At 66.4% G+C, this 25174-nt stretch carries 26 protein-coding genes; 15 read left to right on the top strand and 11 right to left on the bottom strand.

The features are described from left to right. On the top strand, window positions 1-141 hold the full coding sequence (locus VIR62_RS15520; RefSeq protein WP_431872753.1) for an aldehyde dehydrogenase family protein: 141 nt from the start codon (window positions 1-3) through the stop codon (window positions 139-141). 57 nt (window positions 142-198) lie between these two features. Here VIR62_RS15520 and VIR62_RS15515 read toward each other — a convergent pair whose 3' ends face one another. Then, complete coding sequence (locus tag VIR62_RS15515; protein ID WP_431872749.1) at window positions 199-444, bottom strand: type II toxin-antitoxin system HicB family antitoxin; 246 nt, start codon at window positions 442-444, stop codon at window positions 199-201. 155 nt (window positions 445-599) lie between these two features. Continuing rightward, window positions 600-1979 carry an L-serine ammonia-lyase gene (locus VIR62_RS15510; protein ID WP_431872747.1) on the bottom strand — a complete coding sequence of 460 codons (1380 nt, stop codon included), beginning with the start codon at window positions 1977-1979 and terminating at the stop codon, window positions 600-602. Window positions 1980-2063: 84 nt separating this feature from the next. Here VIR62_RS15510 and pabB point away from each other — a divergent pair, with 84 nt between their 5' ends. Continuing rightward, on the top strand, window positions 2064-3833 hold the full coding sequence (gene pabB / locus VIR62_RS15505) for an aminodeoxychorismate synthase component I (RefSeq protein ID WP_431872745.1): 1770 nt from the start codon (window positions 2064-2066) through the stop codon (window positions 3831-3833). Between the two features lie 54 nt (window positions 3834-3887). Beyond that, window positions 3888-4379, top strand: a complete 492-nt coding sequence (gene msrB / locus VIR62_RS15500) for a peptide-methionine (R)-S-oxide reductase MsrB (protein WP_431872743.1) — start codon at window positions 3888-3890, stop codon at window positions 4377-4379. Between the two features lie 4 nt (window positions 4380-4383). Here the strand turns inward: msrB and VIR62_RS15495 are convergent, their stop codons facing one another. Continuing rightward, window positions 4384-5169 (bottom strand): NTP transferase domain-containing protein, encoded by a 786-nt coding sequence (locus VIR62_RS15495; protein WP_431872741.1) that lies wholly within the window; start codon window positions 5167-5169, stop codon window positions 4384-4386. 134 nt (window positions 5170-5303) lie between these two features. On the opposite strand from VIR62_RS15495, the gene VIR62_RS15490 reads away from it, so the two are divergent. Then, window positions 5304-6038, top strand: a complete 735-nt coding sequence (locus tag VIR62_RS15490; protein WP_431872739.1) for an NTP transferase domain-containing protein — start codon at window positions 5304-5306, stop codon at window positions 6036-6038. On the opposite strand, the gene VIR62_RS15485 is transcribed toward VIR62_RS15490, so the two are convergent. From VIR62_RS15485 to hutI, 6 genes are all read right to left on the bottom strand, one after another. Continuing rightward, window positions 6010-6447 carry an HIT family protein gene (locus tag VIR62_RS15485; RefSeq protein WP_431872737.1) on the bottom strand — a complete coding sequence of 146 codons (438 nt, stop codon included), beginning with the start codon at window positions 6445-6447 and terminating at the stop codon, window positions 6010-6012. The two genes, VIR62_RS15490 and VIR62_RS15485, sit on opposite strands and share 29 nt — an antisense overlap. A gap of 10 nt (window positions 6448-6457) precedes the next feature. Further along, window positions 6458-7522: a CDP-alcohol phosphatidyltransferase family protein gene (locus VIR62_RS15480; protein ID WP_431872735.1), complete on the bottom strand. Its 1065-nt coding sequence runs from the start codon at window positions 7520-7522 to the stop codon at window positions 6458-6460. Continuing rightward, a complete protein-coding gene (locus tag VIR62_RS15475; RefSeq protein ID WP_431872734.1) occupies window positions 7519-9111 on the bottom strand; it encodes an FAD-dependent oxidoreductase in 1593 nt (530 codons plus the stop codon). Before VIR62_RS15475 ends, VIR62_RS15480 begins: the two co-directional genes overlap by 4 nt. Before the next feature lie 20 nt (window positions 9112-9131). Further along, entirely contained in the window at window positions 9132-10652 is a 1521-nt protein-coding gene (hutH, locus tag VIR62_RS15470) for a histidine ammonia-lyase (protein WP_431872732.1), read from the bottom strand. Next, on the bottom strand, window positions 10652-12313 hold the full coding sequence (gene hutU / locus VIR62_RS15465; RefSeq protein ID WP_431872731.1) for a urocanate hydratase: 1662 nt from the start codon (window positions 12311-12313) through the stop codon (window positions 10652-10654). The genes hutH and hutU overlap by 1 nt, the downstream gene beginning before the upstream one ends. Before the next feature lie 98 nt (window positions 12314-12411). Further along, window positions 12412-13617, bottom strand: coding sequence for an imidazolonepropionase (gene hutI / locus VIR62_RS15460; RefSeq protein WP_431872729.1), 1206 nt, complete (start codon window positions 13615-13617; stop codon window positions 12412-12414). A 39-nt stretch (window positions 13618-13656) separates the two neighbouring features. Here hutI and VIR62_RS15455 point away from each other — a divergent pair, with 39 nt between their 5' ends. Then, window positions 13657-14544, top strand: coding sequence for an arginase family protein (locus tag VIR62_RS15455; RefSeq protein ID WP_431872727.1), 888 nt, complete (start codon window positions 13657-13659; stop codon window positions 14542-14544). Next, window positions 14544-15032: a flavin reductase family protein gene (locus VIR62_RS15450; RefSeq protein ID WP_431872726.1), complete on the top strand. Its 489-nt coding sequence runs from the start codon at window positions 14544-14546 to the stop codon at window positions 15030-15032. The genes VIR62_RS15455 and VIR62_RS15450 overlap by 1 nt, the downstream gene beginning before the upstream one ends. A gap of 2 nt (window positions 15033-15034) precedes the next feature. Here VIR62_RS15450 and VIR62_RS15445 read toward each other — a convergent pair whose 3' ends face one another. Beyond that, the gene (locus VIR62_RS15445) at window positions 15035-15457 is read right to left on the bottom strand and encodes a VOC family protein (protein WP_431872725.1); all 423 of its coding nucleotides are present in this window, start codon (window positions 15455-15457) and stop codon (window positions 15035-15037) included. Window positions 15458-15513: 56 nt separating this feature from the next. Between VIR62_RS15445 and lnt the strand changes: the two genes are divergently transcribed. The 3 genes from lnt to trmB all read left to right on the top strand — a co-directional run bounded on the left by lnt (window position 15514) and on the right by trmB (window position 19092). Then, window positions 15514-17064, top strand: a complete 1551-nt coding sequence (lnt, locus tag VIR62_RS15440; protein WP_431872723.1) for an apolipoprotein N-acyltransferase — start codon at window positions 15514-15516, stop codon at window positions 17062-17064. 73 nt (window positions 17065-17137) lie between these two features. Beyond that, window positions 17138-18307 (top strand): methionine adenosyltransferase, encoded by a 1170-nt coding sequence (gene metK, locus VIR62_RS15435; protein ID WP_431872722.1) that lies wholly within the window; start codon window positions 17138-17140, stop codon window positions 18305-18307. A gap of 68 nt (window positions 18308-18375) precedes the next feature. Next, window positions 18376-19092 (top strand): tRNA (guanine(46)-N(7))-methyltransferase TrmB, encoded by a 717-nt coding sequence (gene trmB, locus VIR62_RS15430; protein ID WP_431872721.1) that lies wholly within the window; start codon window positions 18376-18378, stop codon window positions 19090-19092. On the opposite strand, the gene VIR62_RS15425 is transcribed toward trmB, so the two are convergent. Next, window positions 19089-20249, bottom strand: a complete 1161-nt coding sequence (locus VIR62_RS15425; RefSeq protein ID WP_431872719.1) for a PQQ-dependent sugar dehydrogenase — start codon at window positions 20247-20249, stop codon at window positions 19089-19091. The two genes, trmB and VIR62_RS15425, sit on opposite strands and share 4 nt — an antisense overlap. Before the next feature lie 113 nt (window positions 20250-20362). On the opposite strand from VIR62_RS15425, the gene VIR62_RS15420 reads away from it, so the two are divergent. From VIR62_RS15420 to VIR62_RS15395, 6 genes are all read left to right on the top strand, one after another. Next, window positions 20363-21424 (top strand): type III polyketide synthase, encoded by a 1062-nt coding sequence (locus tag VIR62_RS15420; RefSeq protein WP_431872718.1) that lies wholly within the window; start codon window positions 20363-20365, stop codon window positions 21422-21424. After that, a complete protein-coding gene (locus VIR62_RS15415) occupies window positions 21421-21906 on the top strand; it encodes an isoprenylcysteine carboxyl methyltransferase family protein (protein WP_431872716.1) in 486 nt (161 codons plus the stop codon). The genes VIR62_RS15420 and VIR62_RS15415 overlap by 4 nt, the downstream gene beginning before the upstream one ends. A 121-nt stretch (window positions 21907-22027) precedes the next feature. Beyond that, entirely contained in the window at window positions 22028-22558 is a 531-nt protein-coding gene (gene rimP / locus VIR62_RS15410) for a ribosome maturation protein RimP (RefSeq protein ID WP_431872715.1), read from the top strand. Window positions 22559-22563: 5 nt separating this feature from the next. Beyond that, window positions 22564-24213: a transcription termination factor NusA gene (gene nusA / locus VIR62_RS15405; RefSeq protein WP_431872713.1), complete on the top strand. Its 1650-nt coding sequence runs from the start codon at window positions 22564-22566 to the stop codon at window positions 24211-24213. A gap of 58 nt (window positions 24214-24271) precedes the next feature. Next, complete coding sequence (locus VIR62_RS15400) at window positions 24272-25009, top strand: DUF448 domain-containing protein (RefSeq protein ID WP_431872711.1); 738 nt, start codon at window positions 24272-24274, stop codon at window positions 25007-25009. Then, window positions 25006-25174: translation initiation factor IF-2 associated domain-containing protein (locus VIR62_RS15395; protein ID WP_431872751.1), on the top strand; the 169-nt coding region annotated here is incomplete at its 3' end. The genes VIR62_RS15400 and VIR62_RS15395, both read left to right, overlap by 4 nt.

Here is a 25174-nt window from a genome sequence, read left to right as displayed (position 1 = left end):
ATGGTGTGGGGCAACATCAACTCGGCCGCCGACACGTCGCTCCCCTTCGGCGGTTACAAGCAGTCCGGCTTCGGCCGCGAGTCCGGCCGCTACGGTATCGAGGCCTATACCGAGCTGAAGACGGTCGCGATCGCGCTCTGATTGGATGCGAATACGGCGGCTCCGGATGGGCCGCCGCTATGGCTGTAACGGCGAGGGTCAGGCTTCGGTGAGGGCGAGGACGTATTTCGTCGTGGTGACCTGGAGACTACCTGTCGCGCGCGGCTCCGGGATGGGGCGGCCTTCCGCGTGGTAGGTTTCGAGCACCGCCTCGAGCGCGCCCAACGCCTGTTCGCACGCTTCTTCGTCGTCGCGGCCGATCGCCCTCGCTTCCGGTACGTCGGGTATCGCCGCGATCACCATGCCGTCATAGCGGCCCGAGAGTCTCAGTGCGTAGCTCAGCATACAGGGGCTCCTTGGGAAAAAGGTTCCAGCTTCCGCGCATCCCGGGAAGGGACTACTGGCGCGGCACGCCCGGTCGTCGATGCGGTATTGCAGACGCCATAGCGGATTTCGCAACGGTCGTGAAGGTTACGGCGTCGGAAACGGGGATGGAGCCCTCAGCACTCCACTACGTTTACGGCCAGGCCGCCGAGCGATGTCTCCTTATAGCGCTCGTTCATGTCGAGGCCGGTCTTGCGCATCGTCTCTATCACCTGGTCGAGAGAGACCCGGTGCGTGCCGTCGCCGACGAGGGCGAGGCGCGAGGCCTCCAGCGCCTTGATCGCGCCCACGGCATTGCGCTCGATGCACGGCACCTGGACAAGCCCGCCAACCGGGTCGCAGGTGAGGCCGAGATTATGCTCCATGCCGATCTCGGCGGCGTTCTCGACCTGCTGGGGTGAGCCGCCCATGGCCGCTGTGAGGCCGGCGGCGGCCATCGAGCAGGCGACCCCCACCTCGCCCTGGCAGCCAACCTCGGCGCCGGAGATGGAGGCATTTTCCTTGAACAGCGAGCCGATCGCGGCGGCGGTCAAGAGGAAGATGCGGACGCCCTCGTCGGACGCGCCGGGCGTGAAGCGCTGATAATAGCGCAGCACGGCTGGGACGATGCCGGCGGCGCCATTGGTCGGCGCGGTGACGACGCGGCCGCCGGCGGCATTCTCCTCGTTGACGGCCAGCGCCCAGAGGTTGACCCAGTCGATCACAGTCAGGGGGTCGGAAAGCGCGCGCTCGGCGCGTTCCGTCAGCAGTCGGTGGAGGGCGGGGGCGCGCCGCTTCACCTTGAGGCCGCCGGGCAGGATGCCGTCGGCGGCCATGCCGCGGTCGATGCAGCCCGCCATGGCGGCGGTGATCGCGTCGAGCCGGGTGTTTATCTCGGCGTCGTCCATGGCACCGCGCTCGTTCGCCCGGGCGACCTCGGCAATGGTCAGCCTTTCCCGCGCCGCGATGGCGAGCAACTCCTCCCCCGAGTGGAAATTGTAAGGCACGTCCCAGCCGCCTCCGGGCGGGGCATTGCGCGCCACCGTGGCTTCATCGACGATCGCGCCGCCACCGACGGAATAATAGACCCGGCTCTCCAGCGTCTCGCCGTCCGCTCCGCGCGCGGTGAATCGCATGCCGTTCGAATGGTGCGGCAACCGCTCACGCTGCAGGAAGCGCAGGTCGCTCTTTTCGTCGAAGGCGACCTCATGCTTCGCGGCAAGCGTCAGCCGGCCGGTGGCACGAATGGCCTCCACCATGAAATCGGCGGCGTCGGGGTCGAGCGTGTCGGGCCGCTGTCCCGAAAGGCCCAGGAGGATGGCGCGGTCGGTGGCGTGGCCCTTGCCGGTCAGCGCCAGCGAGCCGTAGAGATCGACCTCGACGCGTGTCGTGGACGCCAGCAGAGCCTTGTCAGCCAGCCCCTCGACAAAGTCACACGCGGCCGTCATCGGCCCCATGGTGTGCGAACTGGAAGGACCCAACCCGATCTTGAACAGATCGAAGACGCTCGCGACCACTAGGCTTCTCCTCACCGGCCCGGATTCGCCCGGGCGCCGGCGGCGCCATGCGCCGCGCCCCCCTATATGGCAAGCGCACCCCGCATGATCGACCCCTCGCGCCCCTTCGTCCTACTCGACGACGCACGGGAGGCGGATGCCGCGCCCGCGCGGCTCTATTCCGGCCCGGCCGAGATCGTCGAAACGCGCGATCCGGAGGAAGTGCGTCCCTGCCTCGATCGCCTTCGCGCGGCGCAGGGACGGGGGCTGCATTCGGCCGGCTTCCTCGCGTACGAGGCCGGCCATGCGCTGGAAACGAAGCTCGCACCTCTCCGGCGGCGGCCTCTGGACAACGCGCCGCCTCTCTTGTGGTTCGGACTGTTCGATGGTTTCGACGAGATCGGCGCCGGGCTGGTGTCCGAGTGGCTGCCGGATCCAGCGTCCGCCTGGGCGGGGCCCGTCGAGCCGCTGACCGGGCGCGCCGACTATGAGGCGGCGGTCGCGCGGGTGAAGGCGTATATCGAAGCCGGTGACATTTACCAGGCGAACCTCACCTTCCCCGCCGAGGCCGCGACCGCCGGCGGCCCGCTCGGGCTCTATGCCAATATCCGTCCGCGCGCCCGCGCCGGCCATGGCGGCGTCGTGTTCACCGGTGGGCACTGGCTGCTGTCCTTCTCGCCGGAGCTGTTCTTCACTCTGGAAGGTGGAAGGGCGACGACGCGGCCCATGAAGGGGACGGCGCGGCGCGGCGCCGATCCGGCTCGCGACGCGACGGCCGCGGCGGCGCTCCTGGAGGATCCGAAGCAGCGGGCGGAGAATCTCATGATCGTCGACCTTCTCCGCAACGACCTCGCGCGCGTGTCGCGCCCGGGGAGCGTCAAGGTGCCGTCGCTGTTCGCGGTCGAAACCTATCCGACGGTCCACCAGATGACCTCCACCGTCGTGTCGGAGCTGGAGGCGGAGGTGGGGCCGATCGACCTTATCGAGGCGATTTTCCCGTGCGGCTCGATCACCGGCGCGCCCAAGATCAGGGCGATGGAGATCATCGGCGACATCGAACGGCAACAGCGTCATGTCTATACGGGCGCGATAGGAAGGGTTGCGCCGGACGGCGAAGCATCGTTCAATGTCGCCATCCGGACACTCACCTTGAAGGCGGGGCAAGACAAAGCAGCAATGGGTTTGGGATCGGGAATCGTGGCGGACAGCCTCCCGCAAGAGGAATGGCGCGAATGCCTGGCGAAGGGGGCGTTCGTGCACGACAGCGCGACGCGCTTCGACCTCATCGAGACGATGCGCTTCGATCCGCGCGACGGCGTCGCCGAGCTCGAACGCCATCTGCGGCGGATGAAGGCGAGCGCGGACACGTTCGGATTTCCGTTCGATCGGCACGAAACGCGCAACGAGCTCCAGGCCGCGACATTCCGTCTGCGCGGGCCGAGGAAGCTCCGCCTCCTGCTGTCGCCGACCGGCGCGATCTCGATCGAGAGCCGGCCGGTGCCGCCGACACCCAGCGAGCCGGTCGCCGTGGCGATCGTGCCGAGGCCGGTCGGCGCCGACGACTTCCGTCTCCACCACAAGACCAGCGATCGGCCGTTTCTCGATCGCGCGAGGGAGGACGCGGGCACGTTCGAAGTTCTGTTCGAGGACGAGGCGGGTTTTCTCACCGAGGGCAGCTTTACCAGCCTGTTCGTCAAACGCGGCGGAAAGCTCCTCACGCCGCCCTTGTCGCGCGGCCTGCTGCCCGGCGTGCTCCGCGCCCGTCTGCTGGCCGAACAGAAGGCGGAGGAGGGGGACTTGGTCGTGGCGGATCTCACGGGCGGCTTCTATGTTGGCAATGCGGTGAGGGGACTGGTCCCCGCTGTCCTCAGCTGAGCTTTCAGCGCGGGTTCAGCATCTTCGACGAATAAAGTGGGAAAGGAGGCGTCGATGAATATCAGTAGACGCGCCATGATCGCGAGCGGAGGAGCGGCCCTGCTCGGCGGTTTCGTCCTGTTCGGCGGCCAGCGCAGTTCCCACGCGCGGGAGGGGAAGTTCGAGATTCAGCTGAGCGACGCTCAATGGAAAAAGCGCCTGACGCCCGAGCAATATGCGGTGCTGCGCGAGGCGGATACCGAGCGCGCCGGCTCCAGTCCGCTCAACAAGGAGAAGCGCAAGGGCGTCTACGCCTGCGCCGGCTGCGGCCTGCCGCTATATTCCTCCGCGACCAAATTCGAGAGCGGGACGGGCTGGCCGAGCTTCTGGAAACCCTTGCCCAACGCGGTCGGCACCCGGCCCGACAACATTCTCTTCTTCACCCGCACCGAAGTTCACTGCCGGCGCTGCGGCGGCCATATCGGCCATGTCTTCAAGGACGGGCCGAAGCCAACCGGCCTGCGGTACTGCATGAACGGCGACGCGATGAAGTTCATCCCAGCCTGACCCGTCATGACCGGGCGAGGATCGCTTCGACGAGCCGCAGGTCATCCGCCTTGTCGACATCGATCGCGGCTTCGGCATCAGCGAGCCGCACCGCCCGCAACCTGATTCCCAGACGAAGCGCCATCGTCGAGACGAAACCGTCGAGCGAGATCGACCGTGTTGCCGCGCGCAGCGCCAGGAAAAAGCCGAAACGCATCAGCAGGCGCCTTGCCTTCTTGCGATCGCGCTCGACCCCGGACCAGGCCGCCAGCGCCTCGCGCGATTGCGGTCCGCCTAGTGCGAACATGTTGGCGCCTGTATAATCGCCGTCACTGAAGCGCAGCCAGGTTCGCCGCGTCTCCGGATAGGAAGCCTCCACGGTCCGCCGTTCGACGACCGCGGCGGCGGCGTCCTCCCCGCGTGCGGCTTCGAGGAATTCCTCGATCATCGCGCTGCTCAGCAAGGCATGGTCGGCGGTGACTACAAGTACGGGCCAGGGCGCCGCCTCACTCCCCGCCACGGCCATCACGCTCGCCGAAATGCCATCCTCGGCGAGTGCCGTTGCAACGCGGGGATCGTCCGCCAGCCATTGCAGCGCTCCGGTCAGAAGCGCGTCGGGATCCTGAGACAGTACGATAGCCCGGGCGATGGAGGGCGTCTCCAGTACGGTGCGGGCGACCCGCCCGAGCATCGGCATGCCCCCGACTTGTATCAGCGCTTTGGCCGCTACGCCGTTCGCGGCCGCGAACCCGTCCTCGCCCGGCCGTCGTCCGGCGAGGATGATCGCCGTCCATTGCGCCCGTGTTTCCATCCTGGTCCCCACAAACGCTGATCTAGCGGTCAGTATAACAACCAGCCACGAAAAAAGTGACGCCACCCGCCAGCGGCGCTATGGGCGTGCCTTGGGCGCGATGCCTCTGGACCATGTAGGATGCGGGGGCGCTCATGCCTGTCGACAAGGCCGTCATATTGAGCGCCGGCAAGGGCTCACGCCTCCTCCCCCTCACCGCTGACAAGCCCAAATGTCTGATCGAGATCAACGGCCGGAGCCTGCTCGAATGGCAGCTCGACGCGCTGGCGGCGAGCGGCATCCGCGACATCGTCGTCGTCACTGGCTTTCGCGACCATCTGGTCGATGCCGTGGCGATGCGCCGGAAGGGGGTGAGGACGCTGTTCAATCCCTTCTACCATGTCGCGGACAATCTCGGTTCGGTCTGGATGGCGCGAGGCGAATTCGACCGGGATCTGCTGCTTATCAATGGCGACACGCTGGTGTCGACGTCCCTGCTCGCCAAAGTCCAGGCGGCCGATGGGGCCGCCATCACCGTTGCCGTCGACGAGAAGGACGAATATGACGCGGACGATATGAAGGTGCTCCGCCAGGGAACCCGGCTGCGACGCATCGGCAAGGCGCTGGAGCCGGGCGAATACGACGCTGAATCGATCGGCCTGCTCGCCTTTCGGGGGGAGGGCGGGCGATTGTTCATCGACCAAGTCGAGCGCATGATGCGGACTTCGGAGGGCACCCGACGCTGGTTCCTTCGTGCCATCGAGCTTCTTGCCGCCGATCACGACATCCAGACTCTTTCGATCAAGGGCGAGGCCTGGCAAGAGGTCGACTTCCCCGAGGACGTCGACAAGGCACGCGCGCTCACCGCGCGCTGGGCCAGCACTCCCTGAGCCAGGCGACGAGGGCCGCTGTCTGCCCTGCCTCCAGCTCCACCGCATCGCCGAGCGCCGGCGCATTGGGCCATCCCTTGTCTTCGATCGAAAGTCCCTTAGCCTCCCGCTGGCCTTCATAGCGGGGGATGACGTGGAAATGGACGTGGGGGTCGACCATCATCAGCATCAGATAGTTGATCTTAGAATAATCGACCGCCTGTCGAAGCGCTGCTTCGATGTCGGTGATCGCGTGCCTCATCTCTGCAAAGGCAGCCGCCGATAGATCGGCGAAGGCGGTGGCGTCGCTTTTGGCGGCGAGCACAAGGCTGCCGAGCGTCGGCTGGGCGGGTCGGAGGAGTGCCAGCCAATGCTCATATTCGGTGATCAAAGTCGCCGGATAGCCGAAGCGCAGGATCGTCTCGTTCATCGCTTTCTCCTCAGCCGAGCCAGGACAGGATCGGGCGTCCGCGCGTCTTCGCGGCCATCGCTTGCGCCAGTCGCACGAGGTGCACCGCCAGCGAGATCAATGTCCATCCCGCCACGGCGACCAGCCCCCAGTCGGGCCGGCCGACAATGAGGGACGCGAACAAAATGACCATGTTCGGATTGCGCCTCGCGGTGATCAGGCGAAACTGGCTGTCGAAGCGGCGCCAGACATGGATGTGCATGCTGAACAGGCCGATGAACGCACCCTCGATCAACCGCTGCGCCACATAGCCGCCGACGATCACCGCCATCACCGTCCAGAAGACTTGAGGCTCCAGCGGCAGGCCATAGGGAATGAGGCCCATGCCCCAGGCGTACCACCAGAAGGGCGGGTGGACGAGGTCGATGCCATGATCGAACACATTGCCCCACCAGGAGGAGGTGATAGTGCACCGGGCGAGCTTGCCGTCGACGGTGTCGAGCACCATGAAGAGGAGGCCCATGGCGAGGCCGGACCAGTAGTAGCCATGATAGAAGGCGAGGGTAGCGAGGACGCAGAGGATGGCGCCGATCAGCGTCACCTGGTTCGGCGTCATTCCGATGCGGGCCGCCCAGCGAGTCAGCACCAGTGCCCATTCCGGCCAGAGATATTTGGTGAGGATGTCGGTGACGCCCTTATAGGCTCCGAAGTAGCTGGCCCGCTCCAGCGTCCGCACCGTCTCAGGCGTCAGGCGGTCCATGAAAGGCCGCTCGCGCTTCCTGAGTTCATCGTTGGTGAGGCCGTCGCTCTCTTCCCAGGCGAGGCCTTCGACAGAGCGGCCCTCGCTCATCGCCGCGCAAATTCGCCCCCGTTCCGCTGCATCGGCGATATTCGCCAGAACCGGAACGCCACCAAGGGTGACGACCTGCCCCGGCCGATCGGCGACGAAGTTGAGCCAGGACGGGTCCCAGGCATAGCCGAGGTTCACGATCACCGGCGCGCCCTCGCGCCGTCGCGCCCTTGCGATGCGGTCCAGCCGCTCCTTCGCGGTCAGTCCCCACAGCTTGGTGTCGTTCGACCCGACGGCCTCGATCATACCAGCTCCCCCGTGATCCCGTCGGCCGCCCGGAGCGCCAGCGCCACGAGCGTGAGCGTGGGATTGGCCCAGCTGCCCGTGGGGAAGAGCGAGGAGCCGGCGACGTAGAGATTGGCGATTCCGTGCACCCGCCCGTCGGAATCGGTGACGCTTGTCCGCGCGTTCGAGCCCATCCGTGTGGTTCCCATATGATGATAACCGCCGATCGGGTGGGAGGAGATCAGGGGGTCGGCCTTCCACTGCCCCTCGTCCATCCATTTGGCCTTCTCGACAGTGCCAAGGCCGAGCCGCTTCAATTCATGGCCAAGCGCATCGACCAGGACCGAGACGCTGCGGATGTCGATGTCCGACAAGCGCCAGTCGAGCGCCACGCGCGGCATCCCGGTGGCGTCGGTCTCGCCGGTCAGGGTCACTGTGCTATCGGGATTGGGCGCCTGCTCGCCGCGGACCAGCAGGGCTATGTCGAGATTGCCGAGCTTATGAAGCAGCCACGGCCGCGCAGGATCGATATGGCGCTGCGCCCAGCTTGCCGCTTTCTTGGTGGTCATCCACAGCGCGCGGCCGCCCTTGGTCGGCGCCATATTGTGCTTGAGCCCCGAATAGGCCCTCATCCCGAGGAACTGCCGCGCTCCTTCCGGCTGGCGGGCGACGATGGTCAGCGAGGTGTTGAGAATGCCCTCGCGCCGCTGCAGCGCTGGCGAAGGCACGATCAGAGCCGCCATGTCCCGCCCCGCGACCCGGTGGCGCCGCCCGAACGCTTTGAGCAGGCGCCAGGCCGCGCCGCCGACGATGCCGCCGCCGCGGGCATGGGGATGCTCCATGAAATAGCGGCCGACCTGGTCGTGCGGGTTGCCGAGGCCCATCGGCATGACCGAGCGCGAGGCGAGCAGCAGGCGCGCATTCTCGATCCCGCCCGTCGCCAGCACATAGACCTTGGCTGCGACGCTGAGCCGCGCCCCGCCGAGCGAGCGCGCCTCAACGCTCTTGATCCCCCGCCCCGACTCCGCCGCTTTGATCTCCGTCACCGTCGCGTGCGTTACGATCCGGCATTTCGGGTCGGCCCGCAAATCCTCGCAGGCGTCAAAAGTGAAGCGATTGAAGCGATGATCGAAGGTCCAGAGCGGCGTCGCCAGCTCCTCGGTGTCGAAGTCCGGCAGTGGCACGCCGGCGCGGCGGAAGGCCTCCAGCGTCGGCCGCTCCTCCGGCAGGCCGAACAGCGGTCGCGCCTCGCGATAATAGCGTTCCAGCTCGTCCCAGCCGATCGGCCAGCCAGAATGAGGCACATAGTCACGCTTTTCGAGGTCGATCGGGTCGAGTTCGGCGCAGCGCCCGCCCCAGATGGCCGTGGTTCCGCCGAAGAAGCGAAGGCGGCTGTCCTCCAGACGGTAATAATCCTCGCCGACATTCTGGCCCACGGCGAGGTCGGCGATCGGCTTCTCGTAATCGAGGCCGCCGCTTTCGAGCAGGATCACCTGCCGTCCGGACGCGAGCAAGCGGCGCGTGAGGCTGATCCCCGCCGCGCCCGCGCCGATGACGCACACCTCGCCTTCGAGGCGGCTGGTGCCCTGAAGCGCGTCGAGGTCGAGCATCTACTCGGCCCAGCTCGCTCTCACCCGAAGAGCTCCGCCTGCACTTCGCTCGACAGCGAGCCGCTCAGCACCTCCTGCTGCGCCCAGAAGAGCTCGTCCGCAAAATAGCGGTCCTTGTCATAGTATGGCACCACCGCGCGGATCGCGTCATAGGCGAGGCTGAGCGCCGGGGAGGTGCGGAGCGGGGCATGGAAGTCGATGCCCTGGCAGGCGGCCAGCAGCTCGACACCGATGACTCCGGCCGCATTGCCGGTGACGGTCCGCGCCTTGCGGGCGCCGTGGGTCGCCATCGAGACATGGTCTTCCTGATTGGCCGAGGTCGGGATGGTGTCGACGCTGGCCGGATGGGCGAGGGACTTGTTCTCCGACACGAGCGCGGCCGCCGTCACCTGCGCGATCATGAAGCCCGAATTGACGCCGCTGTCCTCGACCAGGAAGGGCGGAAGGCCGCTCATCTTGGGATCGACCAGCACGGCTGTCCGCCGTTCCGAGATGGAGCCGACCTCGCACATCGCCATGGTCAGCATGTCGGCGGCGAAGGCGACCGGCTGGGCGTGGAAGTTGCCGCCGGAGATGCTGTCGTCGCCGTCGGGGAAGATCAGCGGATTGTCGGTGACGCCGTTCGCTTCGATTTCGAGGGTGCCGGCGACATGGCGCATCAGGTCGAGCGCCGCGCCCATCACCTGCGGCTGGCAGCGAAAGCTGTAGGGGTCCTGTACCTTCTCGCAGTCGGCGTGCGACTGGCGGATTTCGCTGTGCCGGAGCAGCTCGCGCAGCACCTTGGCGACGGCGATCTGGCCCGGCTGCCCGCGCAAGTCGTGGATGCGCGGGTCGAACGCCGCATCGGTGCCCTTCAGCGCCTCGATCGACAGGCCGCCGGCGATGAGACCGGAGGCGAAGACTCGTTCGCCGGCGAACAAGGCGTCGAGGGCGATGGCGGTCGAGACCTGCGTGCCGTTGATGAGCGCCAGCCCCTCCTTGGGACCGAGTGCAAGCGGCTCCAGCTCCAGTCGCTGCAGTGCCTCGGCGGCCGGCATGATCTCGCCGTGGAGCGCTATCCGGCCCTGTCCCAACATGGCGGCTGAGAGATGGGCGAGGGGAGCGAGGTCGCCCGACGCACCGACCGAACCCTGCGCCGGCACGCACGGAATGGCGTCCCGCTCCAGCATGTCGAGCAGGCGATCGACCACGATCCGCCTGACGCCCGAATGACCGCGCGCGAGGCCGATTACCTTCATCGCCATTACGAGCCGCATCACCGGCCGGGAAAGGTCGTTCCCGAGTCCGCAGCTATGCGACAGGATGAGGTTGGTCTGAAGTTCCGCCAGCCGCTCGTTCGGGATGCGGGTCTGGGCGAGGAGGCCGAAGCCGGTGTTGATGCCGTAAACGGTGCGCCCCGATTTGACGATCCGCTCGACGCTTGCCTGCGCGGCGTCGATCGCATCGAATGCGGACCCTTCCAGCGAGACAGGCGCACCGTCCCAGATGGCGCGCAGTTCCTTCAGCGTGACCGAGCCTGAACGGAGAGTGATAGCGTCCATCAGCGGCCCACCATCGGCAAATCCAGCCCCTGTTCGCGCGCGCAATCGATGGCGATGTCGTAGCCCGCGTCCGCATGACGCATGACGCCGGTGCCGGGATCGTTCCAGAGGACACGTTCGAGCCGCCGCGCCGCATCTTGGGTTCCGTCGGCGACGATCACCATGCCGCTATGCTGCGAATAGCCCATGCCGACGCCGCCGCCATGGTGGAGCGATACCCAGGTGGCGCCGGACGCGGTGTTGAGGAGGGCGTTGAGAAGCGGCCAGTCGGAAACGGCGTCGGATCCGTCCTTCATAGCCTCGGTCTCGCGATTGGGGCTGGCGACCGAGCCGCTGTCGAGGTGGTCGCGGCCGATGACGACTGGCGCCTTCAGCTCGCCTCTTGCCACCATCTCGTTGAAGGCGAGGCCGAGCCGGTGGCGCTGGCCGAGGCCCACCCAGCAGATCCGCGCCGGGAGGCCCTGGAACGCAATGCGCTCCCTCGCCATGTCGAGCCAGCGGTGGAGGTGCGGATCGTCCGGGATAAGCTCCTTCACCTTGGCGTCGGTGCGGTAAATATCTTCAGGATCGCCTGACAGCGCCGCCCAGCGGAACGGGCCTACGCCGCGGCAGAAGAGCGGGCGGACATAGGCGGGGACGAAGCCGGGAAAGTCGAAGGCGTTCTCCACGCCCTCGTCCTTTGCGACCTGGCGGATGTTGTTGCCATAGTCGAAGGTCGGGATGCCCATATTCTTGAAGGCGAGCATCGCCTCGACATGGACCGCCATCGACGCGCGCGCCGCGTCCTCGACGGCCTTGGGATCGCGCTCGCGTCGCTCGATCCACTGGTCGACCGTCCAGCCGATGGGAAGATAGCCGTTCACCGGATCGTGCGCGGAGGTCTGATCCGTCACCGCGTCGGGGCGGATACCGCGCTTCACCATTTCCGGCAGGATTTCCGCCGCGTTGCCGAGTACCCCGACGGAGGTCGGCTCCTTGGCGGTGCGGATAATCTCCAGTGCCTCGTCGAGGCTACTTGCCCGCCGGTCGAGATAGCGAGTCTCCAGCCTCTTTTCGATCCGGCTTTCCTGGCATTCGATGGCGAGGCAATGCGCGCCCGCCATCACCGCCGCCAGCGGCTGCGCGCCGCCCATGCCGCCAAGGCCAGCGGTCAATATCCACCTCCCCTTGAGGTCGCCGCCATAATGCTGGCGGCCCATCTCGACGAAGGTCTCGTAGGTGCCTTGGACGATCCCTTGGCTACCGATGTAGATCCAGCTGCCGGCCGTCATCTGGCCGTACATCATCAGGCCCTTGCGATCGAGCTCGTTGAAATGGTCCCAGTCCGCCCACTTCGGCACCAGGTTGGAATTAGCCAGCAGCACGCGCGGCGCATCCTTGTGCGTCCGGAACACGCCGACGGGCTTCCCCGACTGTACGAGCAGGGTTTCGTCGCCCCCCAACCGCTTCAGGGTCGCGACGATCGCGTCGTAGCTTTCCCAGTCGCGCGCCGCTCGGCCGATGCCGCCATAAACGACCAGCTCCTCGGGCGCCTCGGCGACGTCCGGATCGAGATTGTTCATCAACATCCGCATCGCCGCTTCGGTGGTCCAGCTCCTCGCCGTGATCTGCGCCCCCGTCGGCGCCTTGATATGGCGGCTGTTATCGCGTCGTATGTTCATCCGGCTCCCCTATCCGTTCGTCCCGAGCGAAGTCGAGGGGCATTGGCACCGACTCATCACGGGCGCCCCTCGACTGCGCTCGGGACGAACGAGTCCGGTTAGGCATCCAACCCCGCCACAACCCGTCGCTCGGGGCCGGGCAGTCCAATCCAGTAGCAAAGCTCGGCCGGCCGGCTCACGCGCCAGACGCAGAGGTCGGCGGCCTTGCCGGCGCTTAGCGTGCCGACCTCGTCCTGCAAAGCCAGCGCGCGTGCCGCCTCGCGGGTCATGCCCGCCACGGCCTCCTCGGGCGTCAGGCCGAACAGGGTGCAGGCCATGTTGAGCATGAGCGTAGGCGACAGCACCGGCGACGTGCCGGGATTGCAGTCCGTCGCGACCGCCATCGGCACCTTGTGCTTGCGCAGCAGGTCGACGGGCGGCTTCTTCGTCTCCTTCAGCGCATAGAAGGCGCCGGGCAGCAGCACCGCCACCATCCCCGCTTTCGCCATCGCCATGATCCCCGCTTCGTCGGCATGTTCGAGATGGTCTGCGGATAGTGCGCGGTAATCCGCAGCCAGCGCCGCGCCGCCCATGTTGCTGAGCTGCTCCGCGTGGAGCTTGACGCGCAGGCCGTGGCGCGTCGCCGCCTCGAACAGCGCGCGGACTTCGACCTGGCTGAAGCCGATGCGCTCGCAATAGGCGTCGACGGCCTGCGCCAGGCCCGCCACCCGCGGGATCATCTGCTCGGTCGCCAGCCGCACGAATTCGTCGCGTCGTTCCTTATATTCGGGCGGCAAGGCGTGGAGCGCCAGCAGGGTCGGCACGACTCGCACGGCCTCGCTTTCGCCGAGCGTCTTGGCCGCGCGGAGCATCTTGAGCTCCGTGTCCGTGTCCAGGCCATAGCCGGACTTGATCTCCACCGTCGTGGCGCCCCCCTGCATCAGCGCCCGGAGGCGGGGCCGCGCTTGCTCGATAAGGCTCTCTAGCGACGCCTCGCGGGTAGCGGTGACCGAGGAGACGATGCCGCCGCCGGCTGTGGCGATTTCCTCATAGGTCGCGCCTTGAAGCCGCTGTTCATATTCCCCGGCGCGATTACCGCCGAAGACGAGGTGGGTGTGGCAGTCGATGAGTCCGGGCGTCACCCAGGCGCCGCCCAGCGGTTCGACGCTCTTCGCGCGGTTGCCCGCCAGCTCCACCCGTCGCCCTACCCGCAGGATGCGCCCGTCCTGGATGGCGATGGCGCCGTCCTCGATCGCGCCGAAGGGGGCATCGACGGCAGCGTCCATCGTGGCGATGTTGCAGTCGGTGAGCAGGCGATCCCACATGGCTCGCCTATTGGCACGAAGCCCCCTAAAGGCAAAGCCATGAGCTGGAAATCCATAGCCGACATGATCGTACAGAGCGGCGACGCACAGATTGCGCTTGTCGGGGCGCCGATGGAGGCGGGTTCCGTCACGCCCGGCCGCTGCGACCTCGCGCCCGAAATTGTCCGTAAGACGCTGCGCCGATTCAGCACCTATGATGTGGAGACAGGGAAGGAGCTCGACCTTCGCATCCTCGATGCCGGCGATGCCGACGTCCGGGGCGTGATGCCGGCCGAAGGTTTCGCGCCGATCGAAATGGCGGTCAGTCGCTGCACCGTCGACCACGATCTCACCATCCTGCTAGGCGGCAACAACGCGGTGACGCGTCCCGGAGCGCATGCCCTCGGCGTTCCTCTGGACAGAGTCGGGCTCATCACGCTCGATGCCCATTTCGACCTGCGCGAGACGGACCAGGGTCCGCTGAACGGCAATCCCATCCGCTGCCTGCTCGAAGACGGCCTCCCCGGCCGCAACATCTGCCAGATCGGTCTGGCACCCTATGCCAATACGTCCAAGATGCACCGCGACGCGCGGGGCGCCGGAATCGGCGTCTTCACCATCGCCGACTGCAAGGCGCGCGGCATCGTGCCGGTGCTGGAGGACGCGCTCGCCCGCATTGCTCATGCCGATGCCATCATGATCGATTTCGACATCGACGTGATCGACCGCTCGCAATGCCCCGGCGCGCCTGGCGCCCGCCCCGGCGGGATGCCTGTCGACATGTTCTTCGCGGCCGCCCGTTATCTCGCCGCCGAGCCTCGGGTAAAGCTGGTCGACCTTACCGAATTCGACCCTTCTCTCGATCTCGGCGACATCACGGCGCTGACCGCCAGCCGCTGGGCCTGCGAGGTTCTGGCCGGCTATGCGGCACGCGCGGAAGGGCGTTGATGTACGACACCGATCCCGGCCTTACCGAAGATTTCCGCCAGGCGATGCGCCGCGTCGCCTCGACGGTCAACGTCATCACTATCTGCGTGGACGGCGAGCCGATGGGCATCACCGCCACCGCCATGTCGTCGCTTGCGATGGACCCGCCGAGCCTGCTCGTCTGCATCAACCAGGCCGCCGCCATGCACGGCTCGCTGCAGGACGTCTCCCATTTCGGCGTCAACGTCCTCCACCGCGACCAGGAACACCTCGCCCGCATGTTCGCCGACCGCAGCCAGCATCATCTCCGTTTCACCAGCGGGTGGGAAGTGGACGATTCCCGTCCGCCCCGCCTCGCCGACGCCCAGGCCTTTCTCACCTGCCGCCGCATCGACCATCACCAGTTCGGCACCCACAGCATCTTCATCGGCGTGGTCGAGGAAGTGATGGTGCGCGGCGAAGTCGACCCGCTCGTCTATCTGGACGGAAGTTACGGCAGCGCGCGCTAGGCTCAATCCGTCGCGAACAGCTTTGCGGGGTCGTGCATCGCCTTGATCTCGAGGGCGTTGCCCGAGGGATCGAGGAAGAACATCGTCGCCTGCTCGCCGGGCTGGCCCGCGAAGCGGATTGTAGGCTCGATAACGAAGTCGGTCCCAGCGGCCGAGAGCCGATCGGCCAGCGTGCGCCATTCCTTCATTCCCAGCACCGCCCCGAAATGCGGCACCGGCACATTATGGCCGTCTACAGGGTTGCTGTGCCGGCGGGGCGCCATGTCCAGGGCCAGATGCGCGACGATTTGATGGCCGAAGAAATCGAAGTCGATCCATTCTTCCGCGCTCCGCCCCTCAGGGCAGCCGAGCAGCCCGCCATAGAAGGCGCGCGCGGCGGCGAGATCGTGGACGGGAAAGGCGAGGTGGAAGGGAGGCAGGGTCATGGCGGCTCTCTATCGTGGATTGAAAAGCGGAGCCATCCTTCACATAGCGGCACGAAATGAAGTTCCTCGGCTTTTCCTTCGTCGCCGGCCTGGTCGCCGCGCTCGGCTTCGAGCCGCTCGGTTTCTGGCCTCTTACGATTCTCGGATTCGCGGGGTTGATGTGGCTGGTCTTCGCCGCCTCCAGCCTCCGAAGCGCACTGGCGCGGGGATGGTGGTTCGGGGTCGGCCACTTCACCCTGGGGCTGAACTGGATCGCGACCGCCTTCACCTATCAGTCGGCGATGCCCGCCTGGCTCGGCTGGATCGCCGTGGTGCTCGTCTCGCTCTACCTCGCAACCTATCCGGCGATGGCGGCGGGGTTGGCGTGGCGATGGGGCGCAGATGGGGCTCGCGGGCGCCGCGACGGCATGCGCTTCATCCTGCTCTTCGCTGCCGCCTGGATTATCACGGAGTGGTTGCGATCGGCGATGTTCACCGGCTTCGCCTGGAATCCTGTCGGTGTGGCGTTCGTCGATACTCGTTTCGCCGATTTCGCACGGGTGATCGGCACCTACGGTGTCTCCGGCGCGACGCTCCTCTTCTCGGGCATGATCATGCTGCTCGTGGCCGAGCCCCGGCGCAAACGGCTGATCTGGGTCGGCGTGGCGCTCGCGGGAGCCGTGATGATCGCCCATTTCACCCGTGGCGAGCCGCTCGCCGCCCCCGACCTCCCGGTTCGGATCGTCCAGCCCAATATCGGCCAGCAGGACAAGTGGCGGGAGGGCTTCGAGGAACGCAATTTTGCGCGGCTGCGGCGCTTGTCCGGCCAGGCCGGCGAGGAGCCGAGGCTGTTGCTGTGGCCCGAGGCGGCGGTCACCGATCCCCTTCAGGACGAGCGCGCCAACCCCTATTACGGACGTCAGGCCGAGCAGCTTCGCGAGCGGGTGGGGCGGATTATTGGCCCGCGCGACCTGCTGCTGACCGGCGGCATCACCTTCCAGTCGAAGAACGGCGTCAAGGTGACGAGCGCCACCAACAGCGTCTTCGCGATGGACCATCGGGGCCGTATTCTCGGCCGTTACGACAAGGCGCATCTCGTACCCTATGGCGAATATCTCCCGGCGCGGCCGATCCTGTCGCGCCTCGGCCTGTCGCGGCTGGCGCCGGGTAGCGTCGATTTCGGTTCCGGGCCCGGGCCGCGCACGCTCGCCCTGCCGCTCGTCGGCGAGGTGGGTTTCCAGGTCTGCTACGAGATCATCTTTTCAGGGCATGTCGTCGATCCGGCGAACCGTCCTGCTTTCATCTTCAATCCCTCCAACGACGCCTGGTTCGGCGCCTGGGGCCCGCCCCAGCATCTCGCCCAGGCGCGAATGCGGGCGCTGGAGGAGGGGCTGCCCGTGCTACGCTCTACCCCGACCGGTATTTCGGCGGTGATCGATGCCGACGGCAGGCTGCTGCACAGCCTCCCCTGGCGCACGGCGGGCGCCATCGACGCGCGGCTTCCCCCGCCCAAGCCGCCGACGCTGTTTGCACAGATGGGCAATGTCCTGCCGTTCGTATTCGCCTTGCTGCTGATCCTGATCGCGATTGGGAGCGAGCGCATTGCGGCGAGCCGCAAAGGACGCTAGAGGGCCACATATAAGGATATCTTTATATCCGTATTTCCCGATGGTTCTTCAGCAAAAAGGCCGGTTTTCTACGATGCGCAGCAACTACCTCTTCACGTCCGAATCGGTTTCCGAAGGCCATCCAGACAAGGTCGCCGACCAGATTTCCGACGCCGTCGTCGACCTGTTCATCGGCCGCGATCCGGAAGCGCGCGTCGCCTGCGAGACGATGGTCACGACCAATCGCATCGTGCTCGCCGGCGAGGTCCGCTGCCGCGAAGACATCACGCCCACCATCGCCGAGATCGAGGCGGCCGCGCGCGAGACGGTCAAGCGGATCGGCTACGAGCAGCACGGCTTCCACTGGCAATATGCCGATTTCGCCTGTCACCTCCATGGCCAGTCGGTCGACATCGCCCAGGGCGTCGACGAGAGCGGCAACAAGGACGAGGGCGCCGGCGATCAGGGTATCATGTTCGGCTACGCGACCGACGAGACGCCGGACCTGATGCCGGCCACGCTCTATTATTCGCACCGCATACTCGAAAAGCTCGCGCTCGACCGCCACACCAAGGCGGTCGATTTCCTCGAGCCCGACGCCAAGAGCCAGGTCACGCTCGCCTACGAGAACGAGATGCCGGTCCGCGCGACGGCGCTGGTCGTCTCGACACAACATTCCAAGGGCGCCGACCAGGGCAAGCTTCGCGATTACGTCAAGAGCGTGATGAACGAAGTGCTTCCGCAGGGCTGGATGCCGAACGACGACGACGCGATCTTCGTCAACCCGACCGGCCTGTTCGAGATCGGCGGCCCCGACGGCGACGCCGGCCTCACCGGACGCAAGATCATCGTCGACACCTATGGCGGCGCCGCGCCCCACGGCGGCGGCGCGTTCAGCGGCAAGGATCCGACCAAGGTCGACCGCTCGGCGGCCTATGTCAGCCGCTATCTCGCCAAGAACATAGTCGCCGCCGGCCTTGCCCGCCGGGTCACGATCCAACTGAGCTACGCGATCGGCGTCGCCGAGCCGCTGTCGCTCTATGTCGACACCCACGGCACCGGCATGGTGGACGAATCGAAGCTTGAAGCGATCCTGCCCCAGTTGGTGCGGCTGACGCCAAAGGGCATCCGCACCCATCTCGGGCTCAACAAAGCGATCTATCTCCCCACCGCCGCCTACGGCCATTTCGGCCGCAAGGCGGACGGCGATCTCTTCACCTGGGAGAAGACGGACCTTGTCGATCAGTTGAAGCAGGCGCTCTGACCTTGTGCCTCTCCTCCCGCCTGCAGGAGGGGATTGAGGGGAGGGGCTGTCGGCATTAGGCGCGCCTTATGACAATCCCTCCCCCGGCCCCTCCCATTAACGGGAGGGGGGATCCTACCACCATCCGACGTCTCTACGGCCGGCGATCCGGTCATAAGCTCCGCCAAGGGCAGGCCGCCCTGGTCGAAGAGTTGCTGCCGGCGATCAGCCTGCCCGAGGAGGGGCCGATCGATTCCGTCCGCCTGTTCGGAACCGAGCGTCCCCTGCATTTCGAGATCGGCTTCGGTTCCGGCGAGCATCTCGCCTACCGCGCCGATCTGCTCCCGGATCATGGCTTCATCGGCTGCGAGCCGTTCCTGAACGGCGTCGTCGGGGCGCTCGGCCATGTCCGCGACGAGCATCTCGCCAATGTTCGCCTTCATATGGGCGATGCCCTGGAGGTGCTGGAGCGCCTGCCCGACGCCTCGCTCCGCTTCGTCTACCTCCTCCACCCCGATCCGTGGCCCAAGGCGCGGCACGCCAAGCGGCGCATGATCAATCACGGTCCGCTCGACCTCATCGCCGCCAAGCTCCAGAGCGGCGGCGAGTTCCGGCTCGGCACCGACGATCCCACTTATTGCCGCTGGTCGATGATGATCATGAATCAGCGCCGCGATTTCGAATGGCTGGCCGAGAGCGCAAGAGATTTCCTGGTCCGCCCCGGCGGCTGGCCCGAGACCCGCTACGAAGCCAAGGCCCGCCGCAAGGGCCACGAAGTCTGGTACTTCCGCTACCGGCGGAGCTAACCGGCCGGCGTCAGCTTCAGCAGCCGTCCGCCCTGGCCTTCATCCTCATCCTCCAGCAGCCAGATGGCGCCGTCCGGCCCCTGCTCGACCTCGCGAATGCGCTGGCCCATGTCCCAGCGGTCGCCGACCTTGGCGCTGGTGCCGTCCAGGTCGATGCGGAGCAGCGCCTGGCCGGACAGGCCGCCCATCAGGGCGTCGCCCCGCCACTCGGGGAACATGTCGCCCCAATAGACGATTAGCCCGGCGGGTGAGACGACCGGGGTCCAGGTGATCTTGGGCTCGGCGAATTCTGGGCGGGTCTCGTGGTCGGGGATGTCGCGGCCGTCATAATGATCGCCATCGGAGACGATAGGATAGCCGTAATTCTGGCCCTTTTCGATCAGGTTGAACTCGTCGCCGCCCTCGGGACCCATTTCATGTTCCCAGAGGCGACCCTCGCCGTCGAAGGCGATGCCGAGCGGGTTGCGGTGACCCAAGCTCCAGATTTGCGACGTGATCGGGCCTTGGTCGTAAAAGGGGTTGTCGCTCGGCACGCCGCCTGCGTCGGTGAGGCGTATGATCTTGCCCAGGTTTGCGTTCCGGTCCTGCGCGGGGTCGAACTTCTGGCGCTCGCCGCTGGAAATATAGAGAAAGCCGTCGGGCGAGAAGGCGAGGCGATGGCCGTAATGGCCGCGTCCCGTCACCTTCGGGTCCTGGCGCCAAATCACCTGCATGCCCTCGATGCGAGGCGTCTCGCCCTCGAGCACCAGACGGCCGCGCCCTACGGCGGCGCCGCGCGTATCGCCTTCGCCGGCCTCGGCCCAGGTTAGATAAATGAAGCCGTTGTTGGCGAAATCGGGATGGAGGATGACGTCGCCGAGACCGCCCTGGCCGCCGTAATCGACGGTCGGCACGCCGGCCACTTCGACTACGGCGCCGCCATCGTTCCAAAGCATGAGCTTCCCGGCCTTCTGGGTGACCAGCGCCTGGCCGGTGCCCGGGATGAAAGTCATCGCCCAAGGCTCGTCGAAGCGGGCGATCTCCTGAACCTGGAAGGGGCGTCCCTGCTCTCCGGTGGCGGCGGGCTGGGCGTCGCCGTCATTGTTCGTGGCGACGCTCTCCGAGGCGTTGCAGGCGGCGAGCAGGGCGGCGGTCGTCGCGAGGAGGAGTGGGCGCATCGGGAAACCTTTCGGATTCGGGTCTGGTCGCGAGATTTGGGCCTAATCGCGAAACGAACCTTTCAGTGCCTGCGTTGTTGCGTCAAGATGGGGGCGACCTGATCGGACTGTAGATGCCGCGTAAAAGTCGCCTTTCGGTGGCTCTGCTCTCGCTAGCGACGGCGGTTCCTCCCCACATCCTCGTCCAGGAGGAAGCGAAGGCGATCGCGCGTGCGTTGTTCGGGGGCCGGACCCGACTGTTCGACCAGATGGAGCCGGTCTTCGACAACGCCGGAATTGCGCGGCGTCACATCGTGAAGCCCACCGATTGGTATCATGGCGACCATGGCTGGAAGGCGCGCAACCAGGTCTATCTGGAGGCGGCCGAGACGCTGTATGTCGACGCGGCCCAAAAGGCGCTCGACCGCGCCGGGATCGCGGCCGCCGACGTGGACTGCCTCGTTACAGTCTCGACCACCGGCATCGCCACGCCCAGCCTGGAGGCTCGGGTGGCGGGGCGGATCGGCTTCAGGGACGATGCAGAGAGGGTGCCACTGTTCGGGCTCGGCTGCGCCGGCGGAGTCAGCGGTCTCGCCACCGCCGCGCGATTGGCGGCAACCGGTCAAGGCCGAATCGTCCTGTTCGTCGCCCTCGAGCTTTGCTCCACCTCCATTCGGCTCGACAAGCTTAGCAAGGCCAATATCGTCGCCACCGCCCTCTTCGGCGACGGCGCGGCGGCGGCGGTGCTGCGCTCCGGGGGAGGCGGGTTGGCCACCATCGAAGGCGGCGGCGAAATCCTGTGGCCCGACACGCTCGGCATCATGGGTTGGGACGTCGAGGACCCGGGATTGGGGGTCATCTTCGACCGCGCCATCCCGCCCTTCGTCGAAGAGAATATGGCGATGGCCGTCGAACGGATACTGGATCGGCTCGGCCTCGACCGCGAGGAAATCGATCGATTCACCTGCCACCCCGGCGGGGCCAAGGTGATCGCCGCACTCGAGACGAGCCTGGCGCTGCCCGAGGGGACGCTAGACCATGAGCGCGCGGTGCTGCGCGACTTCGGGAACATGTCGGCGCCGACCGTGCTGTTCGTGCTGGAGCGGCTGCTGGAAGCGGGAATGTCGGAACGGACGCTACTGCTCGCGCTCGGCCCAGGGTTCACAGTGGCTGGGCTTTCACTGGTGCGGCCATGAGCGCGGTCATCATCCTCGCGCTGGTGACGGCGCAGCGGCTGGGCGAACTCGTGCTCGCCCGGCGCAACACCCGGGCTTTGCGCGCGCGGGGGGCCTATGAGGTGGGGCCCGACCATTATCCGCTCATCGTCGTCACCCATGCATTCTGGCTCGCGACGCTGTGGTGGCTGGCGCCCGGCCGCCCCACTGTCTGGCCCCTGATCGGCCTCTTCCTGCTGCTCCAGGTCGGCCGTTTCTGGGTGCTGAGAACTCTGGGGACGCGCTGGACGACGCGAGTCATCGTCCTCCCTGGAGAACCGCTGGTGACAGGGGGGCCATTCCGCTTTGTCCGCCATCCCAATTATGTGATTGTCGCGGCCGAGATAGCCGTCCTTCCGCTCGCCTTCGGCTTGTGGAAGGTCGCCCTCGTCTTCTCGCTCGTCAACGCCGCGATTCTAACAATCAGGATCAGGACGGAGAACAATGCGCTGTCTCGATGCTGACTCTCCGCTTGCCCCGGGCAGACCCGCGATCTATATAGCCGCTGACTTTTCTCGACATCGGTAACTTTGTTGAGGCTGGTCCCCCCGGGGGCTGGCGCCGATGAACTATGAGTGGATGCGCATGGCGGATGTCGCCTTACTGACCAGGCTGATCGAGCCCGCGGCGAAGGCCGAGGGGCTTGAGCTGGTGCGCGTCAAGATGATGGGCGGGAAATCCGATCCGACCTTGCAGGTGATGGCCGAGCGGCCGGATACACGTCAGCTGACGCTGGAGGATTGCGGGCGGCTGTCGCGGCGGCTTTCCGATCTGCTCGACGAGACGGACCCGATCGAGGGGGCCTACCGGCTGGAGGTGAGCTCGCCGGGGATCGACCGGCCTCTGACCCGCCTCCGCGACTTCGAGGACTGGAAGGGGCATGAGGCGAAGATCAGCCTCGCCGAACCGCAGGACGGGCGGAAACAATTCACCGGCGATCTGATCGGCGTTACGGGTGACACGATCCTCATCGACGTGCAGAATATCGGGGAGACACGTTTCCCCTTCGACAAGGTTCATTCGGCCAAGCTGCTGATGACCGACAGGCTTATCGAAGCGACCGCTCCGCTTTCGGCGGAGGGCGCGGACTCCATCAAGGTAGAAGGACAGGACTGAAACTCATGGCCACCACCGCAGGTTCGGGCGCAGCCCCCGGCGCCCCGGGCGCCGTCTCCGCCAACAAGGCCGAGCTTCTCGCCATCGCCGATGCCGTCGCGCGCGAGAAATTGATCGACAAGGCGATCGTCATCGAGGCGATGGAGGACGCCATCCAGCGTGCCGCCCGTGCCCGTTACGGCGCCGAGAACGACATCCGCGCCAAGCTCGACCCCGTTTCGGGCGACTTGCGTCTGTGGCGCGTCGTCGAGGTGACCGAGGAGGTCGACGATTATTTCAAGCAGGTAAGCCTCGCCGACGCGCAGAAGCTTCAGGAAGGCGCGGTCGTCGGCGATTTCATCGTCGATCCGCTGCCGCCGATCGAGTTCGGCCGCATCGCCGCGCAGGCCGCCAAGCAGGTTATCTTCCAGAAGGTCCGCGACGCCGAGCGCGAGCGGCAATATGAGGAGTTCAAGGACCGCGCCGGCGAGATCATCACCGGTGTCGTCAAGCGCGTCGAATTCGGCCATGTCGTCGTCGATCTCGGCCGCGCCGAGGGCGTCATCCGCCGGGACCAGCAGATCCCGCGCGAAGTCGTCCGCGTCGGCGACCGCGTCCGCTCGCTGATTCTCAACGTCCGCCGCGAAAACCGCGGGCCGCAGATCTTCCTGTCGCGCGCGCACCCGGATTTCATGAAGAAGCTATTCGCGCAGGAAGTGCCCGAGATTTACGACGGCATCATCGAGATCAAGGCCGCCGCGCGCGATCCGGGCAGCCGCGCCAAGATCGGCGTCATCAGCCACGACAGCTCGATCGACCCGGTCGGCGCCTGCGTCGGCATGAAGGGCAGCCGCGTCCAGGCGGTCGTCCAGGAAATGCAGGGCGAGAAGATCGACATCATCCCCTGGTCGGAGGACCTCGCCACCTTCGTAGTCAACGCGCTTCAGCCGGCGACGGTCGCCCGCGTCGTCATCGACGAGGAGGAGAACCGGATCGAAGTGGTTGTTCCCGACGATCAACTCAGCCTCGCCATCGGCCGCCGCGGCCAGAATGTTCGTCTCGCCTCGCAGCTCACCAGCTCGGCGATCGACATCATGACCGAGGCCGACGCCAGCGAGAAGCGCCAGCGCGAGTTCGTCGAGCGTTCGGAGATGTTCCAGACCGAGCTCGACGTCGATGAGACGCTCGCCCAGTTGCTGGTCGCCGAAGGCTTCGGCGCGCTGGAAGAGGTCGCTTATGTCGAGGCCGAGGAGATCAGCTCGATCGAAGGCTTCGACGAGGAGCTGGCGGCCGAGTTGCAGAACCGCGCGACCGAAGCGCTCGAACGGCGCGAGGAAGCCAGCCGGCAGGAGCGCAAGGGCCTGGGGGTCGAGGATGCCCTGGCCGAAATGCCCTACCTCACCGAGGCCATGCTGGTGACCTTGGGCAAGGCCGGCATCAAGACGCTCGACGACCTCGCCGATCTCGCCACCGACGAGCTGGTCCAGAAGAAGCGGCAGGAGCCGCGCCGCCGCCAGGAAAGCAACCGATCCGAGGACAAGGGCGGCATTCTCGCCGAATATGGCCTCAGCGACGAGCAGGGCAACGAGATCATCATGGCCGCTCGCGCCCACTGGTTCGAGGACGAAGGGTCAGAAAAGACCGGGGAGGACGCTGTTGCGGAATCCTCCCAATGAGCGGCTGAGCAAGCAGCCGCGAACCCCGGCGAAGGGCACCCATCGAAGTAACACTTCGATGGAACCCAAGGCCGGGGGCCAGGAAAAAGATAAGACTGGACCCCGGCTTTCGCCGGGGAACAGTTCCAAGCACAGCCCCGAGCGGAAATGCATCCTTTCCGCGGAGCATGGCGCGCGTGACACTCTCATCCGCTTGGCCCTCGGGCCGGACGGCGAGATCGCGCCCGACGTTCGTGCCAAGGCGCCTGGCCGCGGCGCCTGGATCGGCGTCGATCGGCCCGCCCTCGAAGCCGCGCAGACCAAGGGAAAGCTCAAGGGTGCGCTGGCGCGAGCGTTCAAGACGGGCGAGATTTCCATTCCCGCCGATCTGGGGGACAGGGTCGAGCGCGCGCTGCGTCAGTCGGCGCTCGACAGACTTGGGCTGGAAGCGCGCGCCGGGACGCTGATCACGGGCTCGGAGAAGATCGAGACGGCGGCGCGGAGGGGCGACGTCCACCTTCTCATCCACGCCGCGGATGCGAGCGAGGACGGCAATCGAAAGCTCGACCAGGCCTGGCGGATGGGTGGCGGCGAGGGGCAAGGGGTGGTTTTTCCAGCCGAAAGGGCCATATTGTCGTTGGCGCTTGGGCGGCAGAATGTGGTACATGTCGCCATCGTCGACCGGGCTGCCGCCGCGCGTGCCCAACACGCGATCGACAGGTGGCGCGCTTTTATCGGACTGAATGATGGGCTAAGCGCCAGCACGACGGCGACGTCGGGTGCTTCGGCTATGGATGCGAATGAAGGGTTAGAATGAGCGATACGACAGACAAGCCGAAGCTCGGAACGCGCGCCCCCTTGGGCCTCAAGCGCACGGTGGAAACCGGCAAGGTGAAGCAGAGCTTCAGCCACGGCCGATCGAACACCGTCGTGGTCGAGGTGAAGAAGCGCCGCATCCTGGGCCGGCCCGGCGAGGCCGAGG

This window comes from Allosphingosinicella sp., assembly GCF_036570505.1.
Classification (GTDB): Bacteria; Pseudomonadota; Alphaproteobacteria; order Sphingomonadales; family Sphingomonadaceae; genus Allosphingosinicella.
This window is presented reverse-complemented; position numbering and strand designations above follow the sequence as displayed.